Genomic DNA, 25,943 nt, shown 5'->3' on the forward strand with positions numbered 1-25,943 from the left:
ACAAACATACATTTTTTATCTTTTAAACGCAAATAAATCCGTTAAAATGTAATTATACATAAGAATTAAGACAGGTTCATGTCTTGAAACCATCAGAAATACTGAGTTTTTTAAATGTGTAAAATTTTTATTTAAAGGTTAAAAAACTGAAAATCAACTAGCTTAGGATGGTCAATTTGTTTGTTTTGGGAATTTTTAAACCTTCATTTTATTAATAAATGAAGGAATTTGGATTACAGAAATTATTTAAAAAAAATGTTGTGAGATTTTCGTCTAAAAGTTATTCAGAATTTAGGACGTTTTATGTACTGTCATAATTTTTTAGCTGTTAGACATTCAGCCCTATAAATAGATAAAGAGGTCATCAAGCATAGCAATTTCTAGTACCCTATTTTAAATAATTCAAGTTTAATATAGCAACCATTGGTTATTGAAAGTAATAGCAAATGATAAGAATTTTATTAACTATTTGAAAATATGCAATTTATAATAATGATTAAATTTTTATTTGTAATGTGTTATTCAAAGATTAAAAGTTTAATCTCATCGAAAAGTTAAAATTTTTAAGTTAGGATTAACATGAATTTAACTATTTTGAAATCTTTAAGTAATTAGCTATTAAATGTTTATGGGGAGAATACAAGATTGACTGCTTTTAAGCATTGGTCTTTGCTATGGTTCTATGCTCAATAATATAATAGTTATTAACATTTATTCTGTTTGAAGACATCATTCAGAAATGATATTAAATTAATTATTGAGGTATGAAGATTAAAAAGTATATCAACTTTTTTATATTTTTTTTCATTATTGTTAGTTCAGCAATTGCTTTGAATGAAACGATAGCGTATAAAAAAATAAAAGTAAGAAATGTAGCACCTACTATCAGCTTTACTTTTAACAATAATAATGTTTGTTCTGGCCAAAGTGTATCTTTTACCTCTACAGTAACAGGTAATGGCCCTTTTGAATATGTTTGGAATTTTGGTGATGGAGGATCTTCCACTCAAGCCAATCCTAACCATTCGTTTTTAGCGCTTGGATGTGGGACACAAAATTTTAATGTTATCCTTACAGTAACAGACGATAATGGAGAGGTAAGTACAACTTCAGAAACGATAACGATAAAGCGAAGACCAGATATTAGTTTTATTGATCCAGATGCTAATTTTGGGACTCCATTTGAAAACTGTAATGCGACTGCTATAGAGTATACCATTACTGTTGAAAATGATTCAACTTCAGATGGTTGTGTTACGTCATATTCGATAAATTGGGGTGACGGAAATTCAGAAGCTAATGTAACTTTCCCACTTACCCATACTTATTTAACTTTAGGATCCTTTAATATGGTAATTAGTGCCACAGGTTCTAACGGTTGTATTACAAATAGAACGTATTTAGTAAGTAATTCTAGTAATCCTACTGGTGGTATAGTTACACCAGGAGGTACAGTTGATTTATGTCTGCCTGTAAGTCCATTAGATTTTAAAATTAGTACTTGGGGAGAGAATCCACCAGATACATTATATGATATAGATTTTGGAGATGGTACAACATTTATTCTAACTCAAGCCGACTTAGAATCTTCAATATATTACAACAGCTCTAATCCATCAGCATCAGAGAATTTTCCAATTCCGCATACTTATACTGAATCTAATTGTCCAAACTCTAGTTATACTTTGCTTTTAGATATTATTACGTCTTGTGGAACATCTAATTTAACAGCAGGTCCTATTACCGTTTATAAAAAACCTGAAGTTAGTTTTGAAATAGAAGAGAGTGCTTGTATTAATGTCAATGTACCAATTACTAATACGTCTATAGGCGGTTTTAATATTAATTGCACAACAGATGCTAATTGGTATTGGGATATGGGAGATGGTACAACGTATACCGATTTTGAACCTACACATTCTTATACTACGTTTGGCACTTTTACAATTTCATTATATGCTGAGAATTATTGTGGCATCACAGATCCCGTCACTCAAGAAATATGTATTGAAGCTCCATTAAGTCCTGTTTTTACTACAGACGTTAATGAAGGCTGTTCACCATTAGCTGTAACGGTAACAAATTCTACTGATGAATCTGTGAGTTGCATTATTCCAACATATGCATGGGAAGTTATCTATACTTCTGAATTCTGTGGCACTTCAGAATCTTGGAGTTTTACAAATGGTACAGACGAAAATTCCAAGAATCCGTCGTTTCAGTTTGATGAAGCAGGTACTTATGAACTCGTTATGACTGCAACAAATTCTTGTGGTGATTTTTCAACTTCTCAATTTATTGAAGTTAAACAACCACCAACAGTAACATTAGATCCAATAGCAGACGCTTGTGGTTCATTGTCTTTTATTCCTGTGGCTACTGTTGATACTTGTGCTTCTGCTGCAGAAACAATAACATATAGTTGGTTATTTCCTGGAGGTTCTCCTGCAACTTCAAATCAGTTAGATCCAGGAACCATAGCATATACTGCGGTTGGAGATTATACCATTACATTTAGTGTAACTAATAGTTGTGGTACAACCACAGAAACAGAAATGTTTTCTATTAATGAATCTCCTACGCTTACAAATACAGATGTTTTACAAACCATTTGTTCTGGTGCATCTACTGCTGCTATTAATTTAACTTCAGATAATGCGAGTACAACTTTTACTTGGACGTCTAATAGTCCTGCAGGACTTACAGGTTATATAGCTAGTGGAATCTCTAATATAATCCCAGAGCAAACCATAATAAACACAACAACTAATCCAATTAATTTAGAATATACGGTGACACCAGAAATTAATGGCTGTGAAGGAACGTCTCTTGTTTTTGTTATTACGGTAGAACCTGCACCAATTATTACTATGCAACCGATATCTAATGGAGTTTGCCAAAATGGAACTACCGCAGATTTGTCAGTTGCATACCAAGGCACAGGCACTCCGGTTTACCAATGGTATGAAAATACGGTAAACAATACCACATCCGGAACTGCTATTTCAGGAGCAACTTCTGCAACATATGCGCCACCAACAGATACGGTAGGCATCACTTATTATTATGTGATTATCACATTTTCGTCTGGAGGTTGTAATGAAATTATATCAGATACTGCAGAGATTGAAGTAGCCAATGCTCCGCAAATAGATGCGCAACCTTTGGTAACGCAATCCATATGTGTTGGTGGTAATTCAGAAGAACTTTCAGTAGTTGTTTCTGGTGGGTCAGGTAATCCTACTTATCAATGGTATAGTAATACTACAAATAGTAATTCTGGTGGTACATTAATTTCTGGAGCAACAACTTCAAATTATACACCTCCAGTGTTCAGTACGGTTGGGATGTTTTATTATTATGTTGAAGTTTCTTTTGTGTCTAATGGTTGTTCAATGCTTATAAGCAATGTTTCAGAAATTGAAGTGGTTGACGATCCTATGTTAGCCACTCAACCTATAGACTTCCAAAGTTTATGTCAAAACTCAACAGTTCAAGATTTAGAAGTTATTATTTCTGGTGGCTTGGGGAATTTGTCTTACCAATGGTTTGTGAATTCTGCAAATAATACGACTTCAGGAACAGTAATAGCAGGCGCAACCTCCAGTATTTATACACCTCCAACAACAGCTGTAGGAACACTTTATTATTATTGTACTGTAACTCAAGATGTTTCAGGCTGTGAAGCTATAAGTGCTATAGCTGAGGTTGAAATTAGTGCAGGAGCACAATTTAGTGCACAACCTATTTCAGATGAATTATGTTTGGGTGAAACCACGTCTGCATTAACGGTAGCTTATACTAGCGGAACAGGAACTGCAACATACCAATGGTATTTAAACCCTGTAGATGATACCACAACAGGAACAGCTATTACAGGCGCAAATTCAGCGACATATAATCCTGATGTGACTTCAATTGGAACCACATATTATTATGCCATAATCACATTTAGTTCTGGTGGTTGTACAGAGATAATATCTAACACGGCAGAAATTATAGTCAATGAAACTCCAATTATTGATGATTCTGAGACCTTAATTTGCAGTGGTAACACCTTTGAGTTTATGCCAGACACAACCAATACAGGTGATATAGTGCCGTTAAATACATTATACACATGGACGACTCCAGTGGTTAGTCCTGCAGGTAGTGTTACAGGTGCCACAGATCAGTCAACTCCTACAGCTACGGTATCTCAGTTTTTAGAAAATACCACTATAAATCCGGCAACTGTCACATATACGGTCACTCCAGTTTCAGGGAATTGTCCAGGATTAGAGTTTGAAGTTGTAGTTACGGTTAATCCTTCAATATCAGTTAGTTCTAGTGTAACTCATAATTTATGTTATCAAGTGAATACAGCATCTATAGACATAAGCATAGTTGGAGGAGTGCCTTTTACAACAGGAAATGCCTATAACATCACTTGGACAGGACCAAACGGTTTTTCTAGCACAGGCGAAGATATTTTTAATCTTGAAGCTGGTACATATACTTTAGATATTGAAGATGATGGTGGTTGTCCGTACACAGAAAGCATAACAATTACTGAGCCAGATGAATTGGTTTTTAGTACAGTAGATTTCGATGTAGAAACCATTTCATGCTTTGGTGCAAATGATGGTGAAATAGGAATAGATGTTTCAGGCGGTACTCCACCTTATGCTTACACTTGGACTTTAGATGGAAGTCCATTTTCTACAGCCGAGGATGTATCTAATCTTGCACCAGGAGATTATGTTATTTCTGTTACAGATTTTAATTCTTGTGGACCAATAGCACTTAGTTTTAGCGTAGAAGAACCAGATGAATTAGAAGTAACATTAGATGCTAAAACAGATGTCTTATGTTTTGGTGATGCTACAGGCGCAATTTCGGTAAACGTTATTGGTGGTCGTACAGATTATAGTTATAACTGGTCTGGACCTGATGGTTTTTCGAGTACAAATCAGAATATAGATACATTAATCGCAGGTATTTATAATCTTACAGTTACAGATATTTCTGGTTGTACAGATACTTTAGAGGTAGAAATTATTCAAAACGATCAAATAGAAGTAGATCTCAGTGTTACACAAATTATGTGCTACGGAGATAATGATGGTTCAATAATTATTAATTCAATTTTGGGAGGTGTATCGCCATATACTATTGAGTGGAGTAATTTAGGAACCGGAAATAGTCAATTTAATCTTTCTGGAGGGACGTACACTATTACAATAACAGATGCGGAAGATTGTGTACGCGAATTCCCTGTAGTTATTGATGAACCACCAGTTTTTTTAATAGATCCTGAAATCACACAAATGACTTGTGCTGGCGAAAATGACGCAAGCATAACACTTAATTTTGTTGGTGGCATTGACCCTGTTAATTTGGTTTGGGATGATGATGCTACAGCTGGTACAGAGCGTAATAATTTATCACCAGGTACTTATACGGTAACAATTACAGATGGCGTGCCTTGTGTTATTCAAGAGAGCTTTACCATATTTAATATTTTACCATTAGAAGTTTCTGCTACTATTACTAATGCTTTAGATTGTGAAGACACCAATAGTGGCCACATTAATTTACTTATACAAGGAGGAACGCCTCCTTTTAATGTGTCTTGGTCTAACGGTGAGATAACAGAAGATTTAAGTAATGTGCCACCAAATACTTATATAGTTACGGTTACAGATGCTAATGGCTGTATAGTAGAAGGCAGTTGGGAGGTTACACGTTTTGAGCCATTGGTTTTAAATGTTGAAGAACAAGTTGAGGTCAATTGCGACACCAAAACTATAGATCAAACTTTTGTGGCTGTAGCAAGTGGAGGAGTGCCACCGTTTCAATACAATTGGTCTAGCGGAACTGTAAGTGGTGTTAACAATGAGTTGATGACTACTGATCAAAATGGCTTAGTTATTTTAGACGTTATAGATAGTTTGGGTTGTTCAACTAATTACACCTTTAATGTGGAATTAACGGTTTTAGGTGATGCTGATTTTGATACTACTTCCTTTGGTTATTTAAATTATGGTCTTTATGCCATTCAAGATCCTATTGAATTTATTAATACAGCAACAGGACATTACGAAACTATTCTGTGGGACTTTGGTGATGGTAGTTTCTCTGGAGAAGAAAATCCTTTTCATACCTATTTCACTCCTGGCAGCTACGTGGTAAAACAAACCGTTACTTATCCTTATGGTTGTGTGTACCAAAAAACAATTACTCTAATCGTTGAAGAAGGTTATAAATTGGTAATGCCAGATGCATTTACACCAAACGAAGATGGTATTAATGATTTTTTTGGTCCTGTTTTTATTGGGCTCAATAGTTTAGAAATGAATGTTTACGATACTTGGGGAGGTCTAATCTATAATGAAACAGGTGATGCTATTAGAGGTTGGGACGGAAAAGTAAAAGATGAAGACGCCGAAAATGGTAATTATTATTACACGTTTACAGCCAGGACCTTCTACGGAAATGAAATTAAAAAACAAGGAGCTTTTATATTTATCAAATAAAACCAAAATGACACAAAGAATACAAATTACCATCATTATAGCGGTTTTATTAGGCTTTAATTCTAATGCTCAAGACCCAATATTTACGCAGTCTAATTATATACAAGAAACCATAAATCCAGGGTTCTCTGGTTTTGAGGATAATGACAGAATTAGTGCAGGTCTGCTAAGCAGAACGCAATGGCCTAACTTAGGTTTAAAAGTGCGAACACAATATTTTTATATTAATAAATCTTACGAAAATAGAAATGGCTCAGGTTCAGGCATAGGTTTTAATGCGTTATGGCAAAATGAATCGTTTAGCAATTATAATTATTATCAGGCGAATGTAAATTATATGCATCGTGTAAATCTTAATGGTGGTTGGTATTTTAGACCAGCGATAGAAGTTGGTTTTGGATTTAAAGATATTGGGTTTAAAAGTTTAACGCTTGCCGATCAAATAAATATTAATACAGGCGAAATTGCGTCGGTATCTGTAGATCCATTTAGTGGTAATACAGAAAATGTATTCTTTTTCGATGTGTCTTCTGGTTTTGTTTTCGAGAAACAGGGCTACAACGGTACCACATACTGGTTTGGGATTTCGGCAAAACATTTAAACCGACCAAATATTTCGTTCCTAAGAGATGAGAATGTGCCCTTAGATATCTTTTATTCTATACATGGTAATTATCGTTTTCCGTTTATGATAGATTATAATATAATGATGACAGTGAACTACATGCAACAAGGTCAGTATAATCGTTTAGATGTTGGTACTTTGTTTCAGGTGAATCAATTTTTATTAGGTCTTACAGCAGCTACAAATCCAGCCCGTAATGATAATAACAGTCATTTGGTCACCTCATTAAATGGATTTCTAGGATTAGAATACACCAATTTTAGATTCGGATTGTCATATGATGCCAATATTTCAAAAATTGGGAATACCAATGGAGTGTACGAGTTTTCGCTTACCTATATGTCGCGTTGTCGTAGTTGTCCTACTAATCGAAATCGAAAGCGTTAATGCATTAGTCGGTAAATTTTAGTTTAAGCATTTATTTTAAAATATAGTATTCATTTTCAGTATTTTAAGAGGTGTGTTAGTGGCTTTTATGTGTATTTCGGGCCTTGTTTAAACGCATTTATTTACTTTTTACCGAAAACAATTTCTACCAAACCGATTTCTAATACAATTCGTCGATTTTTTATTATAAGAGTCTGATTTACTGATTTTTAATGCTTAATTTTAACAAGCTATTAATTAATCAACCCTCAACATTACAACACAATTTTCATATAGAAATTGCATTTAGGCTGCACCATAAACTGGTGTGGTCTTTTGTGCATTTTCAGTATTTAAAAGTGTTTTCTGTTGAACTAAAACAATTATCTTAGATGAAAACAAAAACAACATTCCAATTTCAAAACAAGAAATTCTCTTTTTCAATTTTCGATAAAGATGCAATTCATCTCGCTCGTAACGGCATAACAAAGTTTTTACTGGTGGTTATGCTTGCCTTTAGTTGGCAAAGTAATGCTCAAAACTTGAATTTTACAATTGATACAGCTGTTGATAATGGTACAAGTATTACAGAAACGATTGTTAGTGGAGGCGATACTTATGTATTAACTGTTTTTCATTCCGGTAATGAAGAGCTCGATCATCTTGGAGGAGGAGATCTTGTATTTTACTTAAGTGCTATAGATCCATTGACGCCTTACACGTTATCTATTACAAAGAATGGAAGCCCTACAAACTTCAGTCTTAATAGTATTGATTATGATACACTTGGACAAGGCACTATATCAGTTACAAATCAAGATGGTGATGTTATTTCTAATCCTACTACCTATGGTGTAGGTAGTGGAACTTTGGTGACCTCTAATCCGGTTAATGCTCTAGATATTTCTCAGGTAAAAATTACTCCAACAGGAGTTTCTGATTTAAATAATTTTGGGTTCCATAATATTAACGTGGATATTATGGCTGTGAGCAACACACTAGAAGTCCCAACAATTATTCAAAATCCTATATGCACTGCTAGCTCAGTTTTAACAGGATATACATCTAATCCAGTTGGTACTATTATTAGAATATATAAAAATGGCAGTATAGCTTATACAACTACGGTTTATAATCCTAACAATGGTAATGGAAATTATTGGATTGCCGATATTAACCCTAGATTTTCACCAGGAGATGTTGTGCAAGTAACTGCCTACGACGGCAACAGCGAAAGTGCTTTTTCCCCTTCATTTACTGTTCCTAATCCTTCAACAGCAACACTAGAGGTTATTGGTAGTAGTAATATTTGCAACGGAAACGGTACAACAATAGGCGGTACTGTAACGTTAAACGGTCTTCAATCAGGTATAGATGAGGGTTGGCGTCTAACAATATTGTCAGAAGATGCTAACGGTAATTTTGATTATATTCATGTGGATAGCTCAGGTAATGGATCTTGGAGTCTAGACGTAAACCCAACAAGTGACACTACATATACTTTATTAGATCTAGATGTAACTAGTGGTTGTGGAAGCTCATTTAGTAACCGACCATATGTGGAAATAACAGTAAACGCATTACCAACACCCACAATAAGCGGTGCAACTAATTTTTGTATAGGCAGCTCAACCGTTTTAGACGCTGGAGCATATACAAATTACCTTTGGTCGACTGGTGAAACTACGCCAACCATTTCTGTAAATACAGCCGAAACATTTACAGTTACAGTTACTGATGAAAATGGGTGTATAGGTACGGGTTCTGTTACAACTGTAGAGAACCCAAATCCCACGGTAACATTCACAGCACCAGCAGACTTAGATGAAGATGCAGGAGAACAGGCAAACCTTGGTGGCGGATTACCAACAGGAGGTGCATATTCTGGACCTGGTGTCACAGACGATGGTAACGGCCTAACCTATAGTTTTGACCCAGCAGTAGCAGGAGTTGATACACATACACTAACATATACTTTTACAAATGCAAGTGGTTGTGTAAGTTCGGCATCCGATAATGTTGAGGTGTTTGCGGTTGCGAGTAATACACCACCAATAGCAGTAGGCGGAAATTTGATAACTGTATCTGTAGAAGAAAATCAAACATTTGCTTATGATGTTGATGCTACAGATGTGGAAGATGATCTTGCAGGCTTAGATTTAACATATGCAATATCGACTATTGATGGAATTGATCGCAACTTGTTTGATATTGAAGCTAATACAGGCGTGGTTACTTTTACTGTAGCTCCTGATTTTGAAAACCCACAGGATTATGGTGGAAATAATGGCTATAATATTAGAGTGCTAATCACAGATTCTCAAGGTGCACAGACCCTCCAAAATTTATCAATTAATGTTACAGATGTAGATGAAACTCCTACATGCGAAGTAGCTATACAAACCACTACAGTAAATGGAGAATCTTATTTACAGGTTTGTGAAGGCAGTACGGATAGTTTTCTATTAGAATCTGAGTTTACTGGTAATGGTAGCCTAAGTTTTCAATGGCAGTTCTTACCATCAGATTTTAGTACGCCATGGCAAGATATAGTAGGTGCAACAGGCTCTACTGTAACAGTGACACCAACCGTACCAGACAATTATTATTACAGAATAGTTGTGAAATCAGACAATACAACACCAGGTGATTTATCTGATGACTGTACTGCGGTATCTGGTTCAGCTGTAACTATATATATTACACCTTCACCAACAGTAACTTTTACAGCACCAGCAGACTTAGATGAAAATGCAGGAGTACAGACAGGTCTTGGTAGCGGATCGCCAATAGGTGGTACATATTCTGGACCTGGTGTTACAGATGATGGTAATGGACTTACCTATAGTTTTGACCCAGCAGTAGCAGAAGTTGATACGCATACGCTAACATATACTTTTACAAACGCAAGTGGTTGTACAGGTTCAGCATCCGATAATGTTGATGTGTTGATGGTTGAAATAGACGAAACAGCACCAATAATCACTTTACTTGGCGATAACCCTATAGAACTCAATGTAGGTGACACTTACCAAGAGTTTGGCGCTACAGCACTAGATGACGTAGATGGCGATCTTACGGATACTATTGTTATAGATGCCTCAGCAGTAGATACAAGTACTGCAGGTAATTACATGGTAACCTATAATGTATCTGATGCTGCAGGTAATGCGGCTACAGAAGTTACTAGAGTAGTTACTGTTAATGATTCATTAGTATTTATTGAACCTTGTATAAATAGAATTCCTCAAATTGAAAATAACGTTTGGACCGGTGGTATTGCCTCGGTTCCTTCGATACGTATGAGCTTTGGTCAATCTTTTGTTGTACCTATAGGTGTTAACGAAATAGATGGCATTACTTTGGCATTTTCCGAATTGAGAGCAGATTATAAATTCACTGTAAAACTTTATAAAGGATTAACTACGGATGGACTAGATCCAGTTATTGCTTCTTCTTCTATTTATACACAAGCAGCGAGCGAGGAAACAAATAGAGGTTATGAAGTGCAGTTTCAATTTGCTAACACTTTAAGTCTTATACCAGGAGATAATTATTATTTTATACTTACTCCAGAAACGTATGATGATTATCATGGATATGGCGGATATGCATTAAATTCTACACCATGGGCAAACCCTTACCCTGATGGAGCTTCCTTTCAATTAAACGATGATGGTACCTTTTATCACCACGACGCTAATGCTGATATCACTTTTTCAATTTATAAGTGTGGACCTGATATAATTGATGAGACAGCACCAATAATCACTTTACTTGGCGATAACCCTATAGAACTCAATGTAGGCGATACTTACCAAGAGTTTGGCGCTACAGCACTAGATGACGTAGATGGCGATCTTACGGATACTATTGTTATAGATGCCTCAGCAGTAGATACAAGTAGTGCTGGTAATTACTTGGTAACCTATAATGTATCTGATGCTGCTGCTAATGCAGCTACTGAAGTGACTAGAATGGTTAATGTGCAAGGTTGTGTTAATGGAAGTTCTGTAGGTGTCATAGAAAATGGCGCAGTAGCATCAGGTTATGCAGGTATTACATTTCCTAATCAAGTCGTAGGTCAATCGTTTAAAATGCCAGAAGGTATAACTGAAGTAGATGGTATTCAAATTAATATGGAAATTACTAATCCAAATTCCGATATTGAATTTAGTTTAGGTTTATATGAAGGAAGTGGAGAAGGTATAGTCCCAACTAACCCTATTATTTCGGCATTTGCTACTTTTTTAGTTACAGAAGGGCCTCAATCTATTTCTATTGGTGGTGACGGGTTTGATTTTAAATTTAGTGATACGGTGAGCTTAATACCTAGTAATTCTTACTATTTTCTAATAACATTAGTTGATACCAATACGTCGCATCAAGTAACTGTCCCAAGAAATGATAATTATTTGGATGGACAAAGGTTATATGTGGGAGGTTCTTTAGAACTAATTCAAGTAAGTGGTGATCATAGATTCTCAATCTACAAAAACAACGACACCGCAGATTCAGATGGAGACGGTGTTTGTAATGAATTTGATATATGTGAAGGTTTTGATGACAACATAGACCTTAATGGCAATGGTATACCAGATGGTTGTGATATCGTAATTGCAGACAACGACCCAGATGAAAACAGCAACTTAGCATTATTAGAGGAGGCCACTTTATCAGGTTCTGTTTCTAACGGTCGTGGTACACCACAGGCTATACTTTATGATCCTTTAATTAATGATTACCATATAATAACCGATTACAATGAATACGGAGTTGGTTTTGGTGAGAATCTAGGGCGTCCAGACGCAGATAATGGTTTTAAATGGCAAGTAGATTGGTCTACTCCAAAAGCGATTAACTATGTTACTTTTGGTGGCGCGTATTATAATCAGCCACAACCCAATGCGATGTGGAGAATAAGTTACCTCAATAATGAGGAATGGATAACCTTAGACGAAGGCCAAGGAGGCTGGATAGATAGTGGTATTTATGAATGGGATGGCACAGCATCACAAGCAATAACTGCAGAGGCATTACGCGTGCAAGTATATAGCGATGGAGAAACCGATTTAGTAAGTATTCATCTTAGAGGCCGTGGTGGTATTTCTAATAGAACAAATGATAGTAATACAGCTACAAAGGCAACACTCATTCAGTATTTGGCTCCTGTAGGTACACCAATAGCCAATTTTACGGCTGCTACAGATGCACTTAATGTTACTTTTGATAGTAGTACCACTATAGAAGATGGTAGTATAGTAAATTATCAATGGAATTTTGGTGATGGTAATACTTCTAGTTCTGGACCAATAGTAGTGCATAATTATGCATCTCCAGGGATTTATGTAGTAACGTTACAAGTTACAGATAACGATGGATTAGAAGGTACAATTTCTAAGGAAGTCACGGTAAGTGATGGTACCGCAGTAAATGAACCAGATGAGAGTATCAACTTAGCACTCTTGGAAGATGCAACCGTAACAGGATCAACACCTGATGGCCGTGGCAGACCACAAGCTATTTTATATGATCCGTCTATAGATGATTATTTTATAAGAACAGATTGGAATGAGTATGGTGTAGCATTTGGGCAGAATTTAGGACGTCCAGAGGCAGATAATGGTTTTGTATGGCAAGTAGATTGGACAGTACCAAAAGCCATTAACTATGTTACTTTTGGAGGTACTTATGCTAACCAACCACAACCCAATGCGATGTGGAGAGTGAGTTATTTAAACAATGACGAATGGATCACTATAGAAGAAGGCCAAGGAGGCTGGATTGATAGTGGTATCTACGAATGGGATGGCAGATATGAGTCAACAATAACTGCTGCTGCATTACGAGTACAAGTGTATAGCGATGGAGAAACCGATTTGGTAAGTATTCATCTTAGAGGTCGTGGAGGTATATCTAATTATAGAAATGATAGTGGTACTGAAACTAAAGCCACACTTATACAGTATTTACCAGAGGCATATCAAGTTCCATTAAGACCAGAAAACATATCTGATTTAATGAAGCTCTCGCCTAATCCTACGTCAGGCTATGCATGGCTAAGTTTTGAGGAGGTGACAGAGATTGAGTCTATTGAGATCTACGATTTAACCGGACGTATGGTAAAACGTTTTAATGGTGGTAAAATAGATAAAGAAGGCAAGCAAATTTCTGTGCAAGGCTTACCTAATGGTGTTTATACTGTTAAAGCAAGTTCAAGTAAAGGTGAATTATATCAAAAGAAGTTGATTAAAATGTAATTCTTTTAAGCAGCTTTAAAGGGTTAAAGCCTAACAAGTAAGATGTCATATTGTCTTATTTGTTAGGTTTTTTTTATGTCAATTCGCTTTAAAATAAGTATCATTAAAAAACAACTCAGGCAACCATATCATAAAAATTAGCGTCTATTATTAAGAAGGGATGAACGACTGTTTGTTCTATATAAAAAAAATCAATCAAAAAACGCTAATCATGAAATTAAACCAACTATTTTATTCAATTATTACATTACTAGTATTGCTGACGAGTTGTGCAGGTTCTAAAATTGACAAAGTATTAGAACAAGGTAATGTGCTTCAAGAAAATTTTAAAACAACCATTCCCTTTACATACGTTAGTGGCTGGATTGTTTTAGAAGTAGAAATCCAAGGTAAAGCTCATAATTTTATTTTAGATACAGGTTCTTCAAACTTAATAACAAAAGAATTCGCAGAGGAATTGAATAGTAGAGTGCTCGGTGCTGAGAAAATAGAGGACATCAATGATACTGCGAATTCAACTGAATATACAAGACTTAGTAATATTAAAATAGGAAATGTTGATTTTCAAAATACGATTGCTGGTATCGTTGATCTCAATAAAATAACCGAAATTGGTTGTGTTAAAATTGATGGATTTATTGGGTCTAACTTAATGAGAAAAGCCGTTTGGGATTTCGATTTTGAAAATCAGTTAATTACAATCGTTAATGACGAAAGTAAATTAGATATTCCTTCAGAAACGATAGATTCTAAAATGTATATAGGAACTGCAGGAATACCTTCTATTACATTAAAAATTAATGGAGAGAAAGTGCTAAATAATACAGTAGATTTTGGAAATGGTGGCACTAATCTATTAAGAGGAGACTATTTTGTAAAACAAAGGGATGCCAATCTAATTACAAGGTATGTAAGAGGTACTGAAAAAGCGTTTGGTGGCTTTGGACGTACTGAGGCCAAAACGTTTTACCAAACTAATATTGATGAATTGAAAATTGGAAATCATACGGTTAATAATATACATGCAAGGGTAAAAAGTGGCGCTGGTAATAATTTAGGTTTAACATTCTTTAAAAACTATAGAGTCATCTTAAACTGGAATAAGAAAAAGCTGAGACTGATAGAAGTTACTAAAGCAGGTAACGATTCTTATAAAAGTTATGGGTTTTCTACACTTTTTGAAAATGAAGGTATTTACGTAAATAGAATTGTAGAAACGTCGAGTGCATCTCAATTTTTAAAGCAAGACGATAAAATAATACGTATAGATGATGCGAGTTATGATAGTATAACAGAAGAGGACTATTGTGGTTTCTATCGTGACGGTTATGATAATGGAACAGACACAGTTTCTATTACAGTCTTGAGAGAAGGAAAAGAATTGACGTTTCAATTATTAAAAACTGAATTACTTTAAAAAAAAAAATCAAAGCCAAATAGCTAATACTATAAATAGCAAATTAAGTTTTTCGTTAATTAAGGATTAAAACAATTTGCCAAACTCATATAATTAGATGGCTTGGTCTTGGCCAACTTTCAAACATTACTATTGCATATTTTAACTGTGATTTATTTACTAAATTAGTAGCCAACCACACGACTAATTGGGCATAAACAGGTTGCGCGTAATTTTATAAATGAATAGCATATGATAAGACATCCTTTAAATAGTATAAGAGTATGCTTTTTAATGTTCGTAATTATTTTAAGTAGTTGCAATAACAATGAAAATGATGAAACTATAGAGCCAGTGACAACAGACATTTCTATTTCATCATCAGAAAGCTTAATTTCTTGGGGTGATGCGGCAGATTTAATGCAAAAATTAGAAAATGCAATAAGTTATAATTACGGAATAGCTTTAGAAAGTGAAATCGAAAAACAGCTAAGTTTCAATGCGGATACAACTCAAGTGATTGCAACAATAGCTTTTAAAATAGAAAATCAGAGTGTATATAACGATTCAAACTCAACTAATAATTCAGTCACCATTGCGCTTGTAAAAGACATAGAAAATCCAATTCCGCAAGGAGTTGTTCTAAGTGCTGATGGTCCAGGAAATACTTATGATTTAATTACCTCAGTGTTGGCTCCAGGTTATGATCCTATAGAAGCGCCAGACTGTAATCATCCCGAATTTGGTGATCATATCGATGAGTTATTTGATAATGAATTGAATAAAAATGTTTTTCGATTTTACATGCATACGTCACCAGACAACGATCGCTGTATAAATTTTGATCGACAACGAAATGAGATAAAAACGTATGACCAGTCACCCGATAATTTATTAGGCATAGAGAATGAGAAAGTGGTTTACAAATGGAAATTTAAATTAAAAGCAGGATTTCAATCCTCTACAAATTTCACACATTTACATCAACTCAAGTCAGTAGGTGGATCATTAGCAAGCATGCCAATGTATACGTTATCTGCTAAGAAAGGGAGTCCTGATAAATTGCAATTACGATATGCTGAAACGGATACTCAAATTAACGTCGCAGAAGCTAATTTAGCTGCTTTTATAGATTCATGGTTAGAGGTGACTGAAACCATAAAATATGGCACATCCGGAACTTATGATATTGAGATAAAAAAAGTAAGTGATGGCACTGTTTTATTTACCTATTCAAATGCTTCAATTATAAACTGGAGAGCAGATGCTAGTTTTGTGAGACCAAAATGGGGAATTTATAGGAGTTTAATAAATGCGCAAGACCTTAGAGATGAAGAGGTATTATTTGCAGATTTTAGTATAACTGAAATCGAGTAGGTACCATTTTTAGTATAGTAAACTAAAAAGCGCAGAACGGCTAAATCCCAAACAAATTATACAAAACATCAAATGACCATAGATCAACTACCAGGAACCTACAATATTATAGGAAGCAATCAAAACGAGGAAGGTATAGCTTACAAAGGGATATTAGAATTAGCTTTAGATGAGAACAACAGAATAAAAGCAACATGGCTAATTAATAATAGCCAAGAACAGTTGGGCACTGGCTTTTTTAAAGATAACATCTTGGTCATTAACTTTAATTATAAAGGCGATGATGCCGTTATTTATAAAGGCGTTGTGGTGTATAAATGCATCACTAAAGATGTTTTAGATGGCTTTTGGTCAGAGAAGCATGGCAATCCGTTGTATCTTGGTGAGGAACGTTGTTATAGGGTAGGGACGCAAAGCCGTGAGCTAGTGAATTGAGGTTTTGTTTTTCTGGTTTTGTTCTCGTTTCTTTTTAATGTATAAAAACTCTAATTAGGTCGTGCTAGACTTTTACCGTTGTAGTGAGAATGAGATTTAAAATATCTAGACTCCTGTTGTGTTAAATATGAAGGGATACTGTCTTCAAATTCTACAATTACAACACCAATTATTGGTGGTTAATATTAAATTTATTATTATTTTAGAGGAATGAATTCAACCAAAATTTCATGCCTCTTTTTTTGTTTTTTTTTAATGCTAATACTTAGTTTTAGCACTAGTCAAAACCTCTATGGACAAGAAAATAGAGACACTATAGACTTCCGAAGTTTAATTCTAAAACCTAAAAATATTTCAGATTTAACAAAGGGGTTTCGATTCTTTTTAAATGCTAAAGAAGATAAATTAAAAAGATCAGATACTATTGGAGCCATATATGACCTACGCTTAATTTCTATCGCGCTTAGAAAAAAAGGACTTTTGCATGAAAGTGAGAATTATGCTATTGAAGCGCTAAAACTATTAGACCATTCTAATAAAAACGATGCCTTAGATAATGAATCTCGAACAGCATTATATAATCATTTAGGACTTATTAACGAAGAGTTAGAGAACAATGCCTTAGCACTCAATTATTATAATAAAGCCATTGTAATTGCCGATGAGTTGAGTAGTAAGAATTCTGTCATAAAAAATCGCGCAAATGTGTACCTTAAAGAAGAGAGGTATCAAGATGCTATAGCAGATTATTTAAGTGTTTTAGATTTTAGTTTAGCAAATGAGTCTAAAAGGAAAGTCGCAAGACTATATGATAATTTAGGTTACGCACAATCAAAAATTAATCATCCTGAGGCTTTAGTCAATTTAGAAAAAGGATTGAAGATGAGAGCGGATGAAGAGTCAAATTCCGGATTAATAACCAGCTACTTACATTTGGCGGAATATTATAGTGATAGAAACAATAAAATTAAAGCACTAGATGCCACTAATAAAGCCTTAAAAATAGCAAAGAATAGTGGTAATAAGTATTACGAAGCTAATGTTTTAGGGTTTAAAATGACATTGAATAACGATGATGAGGTCATTAGGTTTAAAACATTAAATGATAGCATCAATCTAGCCAATCAAGTATTCAAAAATCAATTTGCATCAAGCAAGTATGAATTTTTTAAAGAGAAAAAACGCGCAGATGAAAATGAAATTTTAAAAGAAAAAGAGAAGTCGAAACGATTGATGTATCAATCAATAGCAGCATTCATTATACTGTTAACAGTATTTATTGTGCTAAAGCTTAACGATAGACACAAAAAAGAAAAACTACAGCAGGTATATAATACAGAAACACGTATTTCAAAAAAAGTGCATGATGAAGTGGCTAACGATGTGTATCACGTTATGGCTAAACTTCAAAATAGCGAAAATGTAAATGAAGAGCTTTTAGACGATTTAGAGGATATTTATATCAGAACAAGAGATATTTCAAAAGAAAATAGTGTAATAGATGTAAAAGGTAATTTTAATGAGCAAATCAGTGATTTACTATGGAGTTATAGAACCAAAGAGGTCAATGTGATAACTAAAAATAGTTCTAATATCAATTGGGATGGTGTGTCTGATATCAAAAAAACAATCCTTTACAGAGTATTACAAGAATTAATGACCAATATGCGCAAACATAGCAAAGCATCCATAGTGGTTTTAAATTTCAGTCAAACCAATAAAAAAATAACTATCGAATATAAAGATAACGGTGTAGGAAGTGACATAACTAAAAGTGATGGTTTGCAAAATGCGGAAAACCGTATCGCATCTATCAACGGATCAATTACTTTTGAGTCTCAAATTAATAAAGGCTTTAAAGCACAAGTTATAATTTAGTATGTTTTCAAAAGTATTAATATCCGACGATTTAGGAAGTATCAACCAAGGGGTGCGCACGGTTTTAGATGCCCTGGGAATTACAAATGTAACACAAGTACAATACTGTGATGACGCTTATTTAAAAATAAAAAGTGCCTATCAAAATGCAGAGTCCTTTCATTTATTAATAACAGATTTATCTTTTAAATCAGACCATAGAGCCCAAACGTACGCTTCAGGTGAAGATTTAGTTAAACAATTAAAACAAGAATATCCAGATCTAAAAGTTATTGTGTATTCCGTGGAAGATCGGTTGCAAAAAGTGAGAACATTAATTCAAACGTACAAAGCTGATGCTTATGTGTGTAAAGGAAGAAATGGGCTAAAGGAAATAGATGCAGCAATTAATACGGTGTATGCAGGTGGTATTTATGTCTCACAACAAGTTGAGCATGCATTAAGTTCTAATTCAAATTTAGAAATTGACGACTACGACATAGAATTGCTAAAACAGCTTTCCAACGGCTTATCACAAGATGAAATAAGTAATTTTCTTAAAAGCAATGCCATAGCACCAAGCAGTTTAAGCTCGGTAGAAAAACATTTAAATAAACTACGTATACAATTCAAAGCCAATAATGCCATACACTTAGTGGCAATCGTAAAAGATTTAGGGCTTATTTAATTTACACGATTGAGGTAAACCGTAATAAGAATAGATCAAGCTCTTATAAGTTTGCAATTCATTATTATTTTGCTATTAAAGTAGTTTTGAGGGGAATGAAAAGTGCACATTTTAAATGTGCACTTTTTTATTTAGCCTTTTAAAAATGGTGCTATGGTTATTAAATTGTCTTTTTTTTTTTTTTTTTTTGCTTACGGTTTACCGTAAGGTTTTGGCTTTTAATGGTTTTATGTTTGAAAAAATTAGTATTAAACGTAATGATTTGTATAACGTCGAGTGCAGTGCAAAATGAATAAAAGAAATAAATTTTGAATTAGGTAATAATTCAAAGTAACACTCAAATCAATTATTGAAATATAGTAAAATAATTACTCGTAAATAAAAACAGTTAAAAAATCAAATAACAAATGAATAAACATTATTTAGTATCAAAAATGAAATCATCAGGAACAGCATATTTATGTTGGTTCTTTTTAGGGTGCCACTATGCCTATTTAGGAAAATGGGGTTTACAATTCTTGTATTGGTTCACTTTTGGAGGGATAGGCGTCTGGTGTTTAGTTGATCTATTTCATATTCCAACTAAAATCAGCAATCACAATATGTTAATCAGTAGTCAAATTGCAGACATTGAAAAAAATGAAAAAGAAGAAATGCATTCTAGAAATATGGCAATGATAGCAGCATCAAAAAATAAATAAAATTATTTTTAAATTAATAAGTAGTTTTATCTCTGCTAAAATTATACATCTTTACGGGAAATCGTAAAGATTTTTTCATTGAGAAAATTAGATTTGGGATAGTTGTAAAATAAGTTAACACATCAACACTATTTTTCTGCATTTCCAATAAAATATTGAATGTGTTTAAATTAGAACTATTATATTTAAAAACTAAATTTAACCTAACCGCAACATGCATTTATTTTTTATAATAAAAACTAAGTGACATATTAAATATTGACGCTAACTAATAACCAACGATGGCAATAAATTACACTACTAGAAACAACCCAAAAAAGACTGATAATAAGCAAGGTCTGGGAATGAAAATAATATACTTTGCATTAAATTTTTTGCTTGTACCATTTAGTTCGTATCAAACATTTATTGGTTATGAAAAATTTCTCGGATTTATTCCTGCAATATTAATTGCAATTGTCAGTGGTTTAATATTTTTCGGTCTTAATTACACCATAATGGAGAAAAGAATTGCTGGAATCCCTCATAAAATGCTAATTCTTGGATATCTTTTACCACTTGGTATTAGTTTTTTTGGAAACTTCAATGCAATTTATGGAGCTCAAATGAAAGGGGAATTAGTAGGAAGTGAATTAGCTGTCTATTCAACAGCGCTTAATAATACATACAATTCTGCTATTTCAGCTATGGATAAATCTACAGGGTTGTTAGACTTGAAGGTGAATTTAGATTCTGAGTTAGAACAGTTACGAGTTCAAATGGAAGAACAAGGACCTTACAATGGCTATGGTAAAGCTGCCAAAAAGAAATGGACAGATATTAATAATCTTTTTGAAAATTATAATATTAAATATTTAGATCATAGTATAGGAGAATTAACTAAGGTTCAAAACACAACAAAGTTTAATAATTTCAAAAAAACAGCAATAAGTTATTATAATTCTATAGAAAAAGCAAAACAAGCTGAACTAAATAAAGTTTTCGATCCTATAAAATCCAAATATAAAATTGTGAATGACCAATATGATTCAATGGTTAAAAATGACTCGGTAAAAGTACTAGGGTTTCAAATGCTTGAAGATTTAAGAAAAACAAACAATGAAGTCATTGGGAATCCTGTTAAAGGTTATTTAGGGAGCTTGACGAACAAAGTTGATTTTAACTTTAATGAATTAAAGGAAAGTGACCAAAGGCAAGTTGGTACTATTAAGCATTCTTTAGAAAGTGCATTTGTAAAATGGGAGAATCCAACAGCAAGTATTTTTGCTTCATTTTTTAGTTTAATCATTGATTTAATTCCTCTTGGATTTTTGTTTTTAGTTTTTCCCTATAATTCTAATAAAAGAAAACAAATACCTACAGGTCCAAGAAGATTATAAAATACAGTTATGGCTAAGAATAGTAAAACAAAATTACCGCTCAATCGCAAAAGGATTGATGAAATTGATACCGAAAGCAAAAAAGAAATGCCATTAAGGTCTGAAGTTGAAAGCGAAAGTACAAAAGAATCAAATCCTTTTTCTAGTTTAGAATTAGAAGATAAAAGACCAACGCTTTTTGATGGAGATACATTAGATGATTTAGAAACTACTAAAAATCCTTTTGCGGATAATGTGGAGGATTTTGATGATGTTCAACCTGAAGACCCATTTAATTCAATCGACCAAACTTTTGATGAAGATTCAAGTATCGATAATATAAGCATCGATGAGCCAATAATTCCAAACACACCAAATGTAGATTTAGTAATTGATCCTAATATGCCTTATTTTTTCGTTTTTGGGAACTCTACCGCTGGTAAGTCAGCAATGCTATCAGGTCTTTTATATTACATACAAACATCGAGAATTGGTCAATTAAGGTCACTTGGATTAAATGATCAAGCACATCATAGAAAAGGGGACTATGCTTTAAGTCAAATGACCAAAAAAGTCAGAAATGGTGAATTTATTGCTGGAACTCAAACTTTAGATACTACTGAATTTGTATTTCCTACAGAAATAAATTTAGAATTTGAGCCTAATGGAAAAACAAATATGCCTTTCTGTTTATTAGAAATGGCGGGAGAAGATTTAAGAGAGATAGAACTTCGAGACGAAGGTAAGGCAGGAGGTGATTTTGATGCTCGTATTAATGCCTACCTTCAGCATCCAGAATGCAATATGAAATTTATATGCGTGGTGGATGTCGATACACCTGAGAACAGTGAAGATTTAATAAATCAGTTTTTAATGTATGTGCATAAGGAGGGCCATACTACTAACCCAGTCCTAATAACAGTAAATAAATGGGATAAAATTGCGAATCAATACGATAGTGTAAAAGATTATTTAGAAGAGAAATTACCAATACTTACAAATAATTTATTCGACACAAATAGGGAAATGGCTTATATGAAATTTTCCATAGGAGATGTGGTGTCAGACACAATAAAAGGAGATACCTACATATTTAAACCTGAAGACTCAAGAAAATTATTGGATTGGATGTATGAAACAGCAACGGGTGGATCTCTCTATGAAGAAGTTAATACATCTACTTTGAATAAATTTTTAAAGTCGATAAAAAACATATTTTCAAATGAATAATATCGGATATGCAGTATTTGGAAGTCCTAAAGGAATAGCAGTAGTTTCAAACGGTTTATTTAAGAGTTTAAATTTAGATAAGTCTTTATACTTAAATAATTCGCATATTGTTCTTGATAAAGGAGAACAAATCATTGTGATAAGAAGAATTCCTTCTAACTTAAATAATTTAGAACAAAAAGACGCGTTACTCATAGCTTTATACGAAAATGCATTACAGTATGGCGAAAATAGGGCTGGAGGTTTTGTAGGTAGCGCTATTTGTTTTAAAGGTAAAATGCCAAATGCTGAAGAAATGATTTCTGGACTAGTGTATTTGTTTTCTAAAATGAAAGAAAATGTAGATACAGATAATCGATTTAATTCAATTGATGCTGATAACTGGAATGTAAGTTTACCCGATGCCAATAAAAAATTCGGACTAGAAGAAAGTAAATTAAATTATGCACCAATATCTTCATCGAATAATAATATAGTTATTAAACTTAATAGCTTAGAGAAAGAAGCCGCATCACTTCTATATAATTTTGCCTTAAACCGTTCTTTTCATTCGGTAGATTATTTATATGCAAGCACATCGAACTCAGTTATTGAGAAAATGAAGCCAAATGGTTTTAAACAGTTACCACTTGCTGAATTATTCAATTATAATAGTTATTTAATCTTCTTTAAAGACAGGTTAGTAAAAGACGATGAGAAGTTGAAATTTATTAATAGAAATGCTGCTAATCTTCAAAATAAAATTGCTATTGATAACGATGAGGCAAAACGTTTAGAAGATAAAATATCTTCTTATAAAAGTGAACTTGAAATTGTTGATAAAGAGCTTTTACATGCTAAAAATCAGTTGGAGGAAGTCGTAAACAAAAATAGGAAAGTTTCTAGAAACACAAACTTTCAGCGACCAATAGGTTTTAGCAAAAATAATAGTATGCCAAGTGAAAATGATCGTAAATATGAAGCATTAAGAAGAACTATTGAAGAAGCATCTCATAGAATAAGGGAATATTCAAATATAAAAATCGCAGAGAGTTCTAATTCTGAAGAAATTAGAAATAAGGCTTATGTAGATACTTATTTTGAACAAATGCCAAAAAGAAAATCTAAGGCTTGGAAGAAAATTATTTCATTATTTATAATTCTTACTTTTTTACTGTTAACTTTTATTGGCTTATTTATATTCAAAGAAATTGAGTTAAATGAACATATCGCAGATACAGAGAAAAAAGAGCAAATAGTCAACGCTGAGAATGCTGAAATTGCAGCGGCACAGAAAAAATCAAAAGAATTTTTAGACAAACTAAATAAGTTTAAAAATAGTAGCACAACGGCTAACCATTTTGAATTCAGGAAAGCAGCCGATGATTTGTTGAAAAATTTTATGGACAATAAAAATTCTGATGAGTATCGATTTATTGTAGATCATAAATGGCAATTTTGGGAATTTGATTATAAAGATGATGCATTAGTAAATAGATTAAGTCCTAATTCTAAAAAGACATATTTTATAACCATTGAAAATGAAATAAAACAACTAAAGCCTCAGGTTGCATGGAGAGGAGAAGATAAAATAGCTGAGCAATTAGAGAATTATATGAAAGAACCTAACGATATATACCAAAACGTAAATCCCGAGGTCTTGAAGGATTCAAACCTAATAGAATCGCATTTTAAATGGGTGATTTATAAAGAAAACGGAAAGCTAGAAGATTTAAAAAAAGGGAATAAAATAAAACTACCATTTTATAAAATAAATAATTGACTTGAATAATATTGGATATGCCATATTAAAAAAAACCTCGAATCTAGTTATAGATTCAAACGGTTTGTTTGAAGACTTGCAGTTGGAAAATAAAATTAACACAATTACAAATACCTTATTTACACAAAATGAAGTTGGACAAAAATTACTCTGTTTTAAGAGAGTTAGCAGTACACAAAGTAACCAAAATATTAAAGATACTTATTTAGTTGTTTTATTAGAATGGGTTAACAAAAACAATCAAAACTTTATTTTAGGAAGTGCTATTTGTTTTAAGGATTTACAAGTAAATGAAGATAAAATTATAAATGGTGTTCAATATTTATTAAGTCAATTGAAGCGTAATTTTGAGAATGATTATAATATTGAGGATAATGATTTAGGTGTAATATTACCTAGTACCAACAAAGATTTTAAAATATTTAAGGATGAAAAGTTAGGACATAAGTCTATTAAAAATTACATAAACGGTTATAATCTAATTTCATTTTCTAGTACTGACGCAAAAAAGTATTTACATCATTTTTGTACGAATAAGTCATTTTCAAATATAGTAAGCCTTTTATTGGTGTCTTCAGATTCTATGTTTAGTGAATTGGAACGTAATGATAATGGTTATGTAAAAATAAATAAAGAAACATTAAAACGTCCTATAAAAGAAGTAAAGAAAACTATCATTCCACCTATTAATAAGAATGAAGTCAATGTTGAATTTCAAAATAAGCTGGAAAATGTTACTACTGAGCTAAACAGGGAAAAAAAAGACAAAAAGATATATAGAATTTTGTCAATAATACTTTTTTGTGTCTCAATTTTTCTAGTTCTAATGTTTGCGATGAATAGATCTGGTAGAACTTCAGACGAAACCGCAGACAGTTCCATATACCCAATTGAAGACAAAATGTATATTAGTAATACTGCATACAATGTTAACGTTAGAAGTGCACCTTTTTATAACGCAGCAGTAGATAATTTACAAACAGTATTATCTGATGGTGATGAGGTTTTTGTACTTGGGTTTGATAAAAAGACACTTTGGGCAAAAATCAGTTATAATGATCGGAGTGAAATAGGTTATGTGTCTAATCGGTTTGTTTCTAAAAATATAGCTAAAAATCGTATAGAACCTATTAATAAATCTGCAAAAGTAGGATGGACCTATGGTAGGATTGCATTATATGCTTTTCCACAAGAAATAGGAAATGAAGATCCTGATTCAAGATTGATATTTTTAGATAAAAATGATAAGGTTTTTGTAAAAAATAAAATTTTAAAGAATAATTGGTATAGTGTTCAGCTAAAAAAAAATAATAATATATATAATGGTTTTTTAAAAAGAAAAGACTTTATATATCATTAAATAATTCTAT

The 25,943-nt window shown here is 33.1% G+C and carries 13 protein-coding genes; all 13 read left to right on the plus strand.

The window, feature by feature from the left end:
• Positions 1-764 precede the first annotated feature (764 nt).
• Positions 765-6,518, plus strand: coding sequence for a PKD domain-containing protein (locus tag ACJJVO_RS02695; protein WP_405570119.1), 5,754 nt, complete (start codon positions 765-767; stop codon positions 6,516-6,518).
• 7 nt (positions 6,519-6,525) lie between these two features.
• Complete coding sequence (locus ACJJVO_RS02700; protein ID WP_405570121.1) at positions 6,526-7,530, plus strand: PorP/SprF family type IX secretion system membrane protein; 1,005 nt, start codon at positions 6,526-6,528, stop codon at positions 7,528-7,530.
• Between the two features lie 371 nt (positions 7,531-7,901).
• Complete coding sequence (locus tag ACJJVO_RS02705; protein ID WP_405570124.1) at positions 7,902-13,769, plus strand: immunoglobulin-like domain-containing protein; 5,868 nt, start codon at positions 7,902-7,904, stop codon at positions 13,767-13,769.
• Between the two features lie 211 nt (positions 13,770-13,980).
• Positions 13,981-15,186 (plus strand): aspartyl protease family protein, encoded by a 1,206-nt coding sequence (locus ACJJVO_RS02710; protein ID WP_405570126.1) that lies wholly within the window; start codon positions 13,981-13,983, stop codon positions 15,184-15,186.
• A gap of 273 nt (positions 15,187-15,459) precedes the next feature.
• Entirely contained in the window at positions 15,460-16,542 is a 1,083-nt protein-coding gene (locus tag ACJJVO_RS02715; protein ID WP_405570128.1) for a hypothetical protein, read from the plus strand.
• Positions 16,543-16,614: 72 nt separating this feature from the next.
• Entirely contained in the window at positions 16,615-16,977 is a 363-nt protein-coding gene (locus ACJJVO_RS02720; RefSeq protein WP_405570131.1) for a hypothetical protein, read from the plus strand.
• A 255-nt stretch (positions 16,978-17,232) separates the two neighbouring features.
• Positions 17,233-18,855, plus strand: a complete 1,623-nt coding sequence (locus ACJJVO_RS02725; RefSeq protein ID WP_405570133.1) for an ATP-binding protein — start codon at positions 17,233-17,235, stop codon at positions 18,853-18,855.
• 1 nt (position 18,856) lies between these two features.
• A complete protein-coding gene (locus ACJJVO_RS02730) occupies positions 18,857-19,522 on the plus strand; it encodes a DNA-binding response regulator (protein WP_405570136.1) in 666 nt (221 codons plus the stop codon).
• 407 nt (positions 19,523-19,929) lie between these two features.
• Positions 19,930-20,223 (plus strand): TM2 domain-containing protein, encoded by a 294-nt coding sequence (locus ACJJVO_RS02735; RefSeq protein WP_405570137.1) that lies wholly within the window; start codon positions 19,930-19,932, stop codon positions 20,221-20,223.
• A gap of 281 nt (positions 20,224-20,504) precedes the next feature.
• On the plus strand, positions 20,505-21,602 hold the full coding sequence (locus ACJJVO_RS02740; RefSeq protein ID WP_405570139.1) for a hypothetical protein: 1,098 nt from the start codon (positions 20,505-20,507) through the stop codon (positions 21,600-21,602).
• Positions 21,603-21,611: 9 nt separating this feature from the next.
• Complete coding sequence (locus ACJJVO_RS02745) at positions 21,612-22,811, plus strand: hypothetical protein (RefSeq protein WP_405570142.1); 1,200 nt, start codon at positions 21,612-21,614, stop codon at positions 22,809-22,811.
• Positions 22,804-24,573 carry a hypothetical protein gene (locus ACJJVO_RS02750; protein WP_405570145.1) on the plus strand — a complete coding sequence of 590 codons (1,770 nt, stop codon included), beginning with the start codon at positions 22,804-22,806 and terminating at the stop codon, positions 24,571-24,573. The genes ACJJVO_RS02745 and ACJJVO_RS02750 overlap by 8 nt, the downstream gene beginning before the upstream one ends.
• A gap of 1 nt (position 24,574) precedes the next feature.
• Complete coding sequence (locus tag ACJJVO_RS02755) at positions 24,575-25,933, plus strand: SH3 domain-containing protein (protein WP_405570146.1); 1,359 nt, start codon at positions 24,575-24,577, stop codon at positions 25,931-25,933.
• The last annotated feature ends 10 nt before the right edge of the window (positions 25,934-25,943 follow it).

This window comes from Winogradskyella sp. Asnod2-B02-A, assembly GCF_045063645.1.
Taxonomy (GTDB): domain Bacteria; phylum Bacteroidota; class Bacteroidia; order Flavobacteriales; family Flavobacteriaceae; genus Winogradskyella.

Bases quoted from the DNA above. Each gene is read 5' to 3' on its own strand.
- ACJJVO_RS02710 (WP_405570126.1), top strand. From the start codon at position 13,981: ATGAAATTAAACCAACTATTTTATTCAATTATTACATTACTAGTATTG.
- ACJJVO_RS02715 (WP_405570128.1), top strand. From the start codon at position 15,460: ATGTTCGTAATTATTTTAAGTAGTTGCAATAACAATGAAAATGATGAA.
- ACJJVO_RS02725 (WP_405570133.1), top strand. From the start codon at position 17,233: ATGCTAATACTTAGTTTTAGCACTAGTCAAAACCTCTATGGACAAGAA.
- ACJJVO_RS02740 (WP_405570139.1), top strand. From the start codon at position 20,505: ATGGCAATAAATTACACTACTAGAAACAACCCAAAAAAGACTGATAAT.
- ACJJVO_RS02735 (WP_405570137.1), top strand. From the start codon at position 19,930: ATGAATAAACATTATTTAGTATCAAAAATGAAATCATCAGGAACAGCA.
- ACJJVO_RS02750 (WP_405570145.1), top strand. From the start codon at position 22,804: ATGAATAATATCGGATATGCAGTATTTGGAAGTCCTAAAGGAATAGCA.
- ACJJVO_RS02745 (WP_405570142.1), top strand. From the start codon at position 21,612: ATGGCTAAGAATAGTAAAACAAAATTACCGCTCAATCGCAAAAGGATT.
- ACJJVO_RS02705 (WP_405570124.1), top strand. From the start codon at position 7,902: ATGAAAACAAAAACAACATTCCAATTTCAAAACAAGAAATTCTCTTTT.
- ACJJVO_RS02695 (WP_405570119.1), top strand. From the start codon at position 765: ATGAAGATTAAAAAGTATATCAACTTTTTTATATTTTTTTTCATTATT.
- ACJJVO_RS02730 (WP_405570136.1), top strand. From the start codon at position 18,857: ATGTTTTCAAAAGTATTAATATCCGACGATTTAGGAAGTATCAACCAA.
- ACJJVO_RS02700 (WP_405570121.1), top strand. From the start codon at position 6,526: ATGACACAAAGAATACAAATTACCATCATTATAGCGGTTTTATTAGGC.
- ACJJVO_RS02720 (WP_405570131.1), top strand. From the start codon at position 16,615: ATGACCATAGATCAACTACCAGGAACCTACAATATTATAGGAAGCAAT.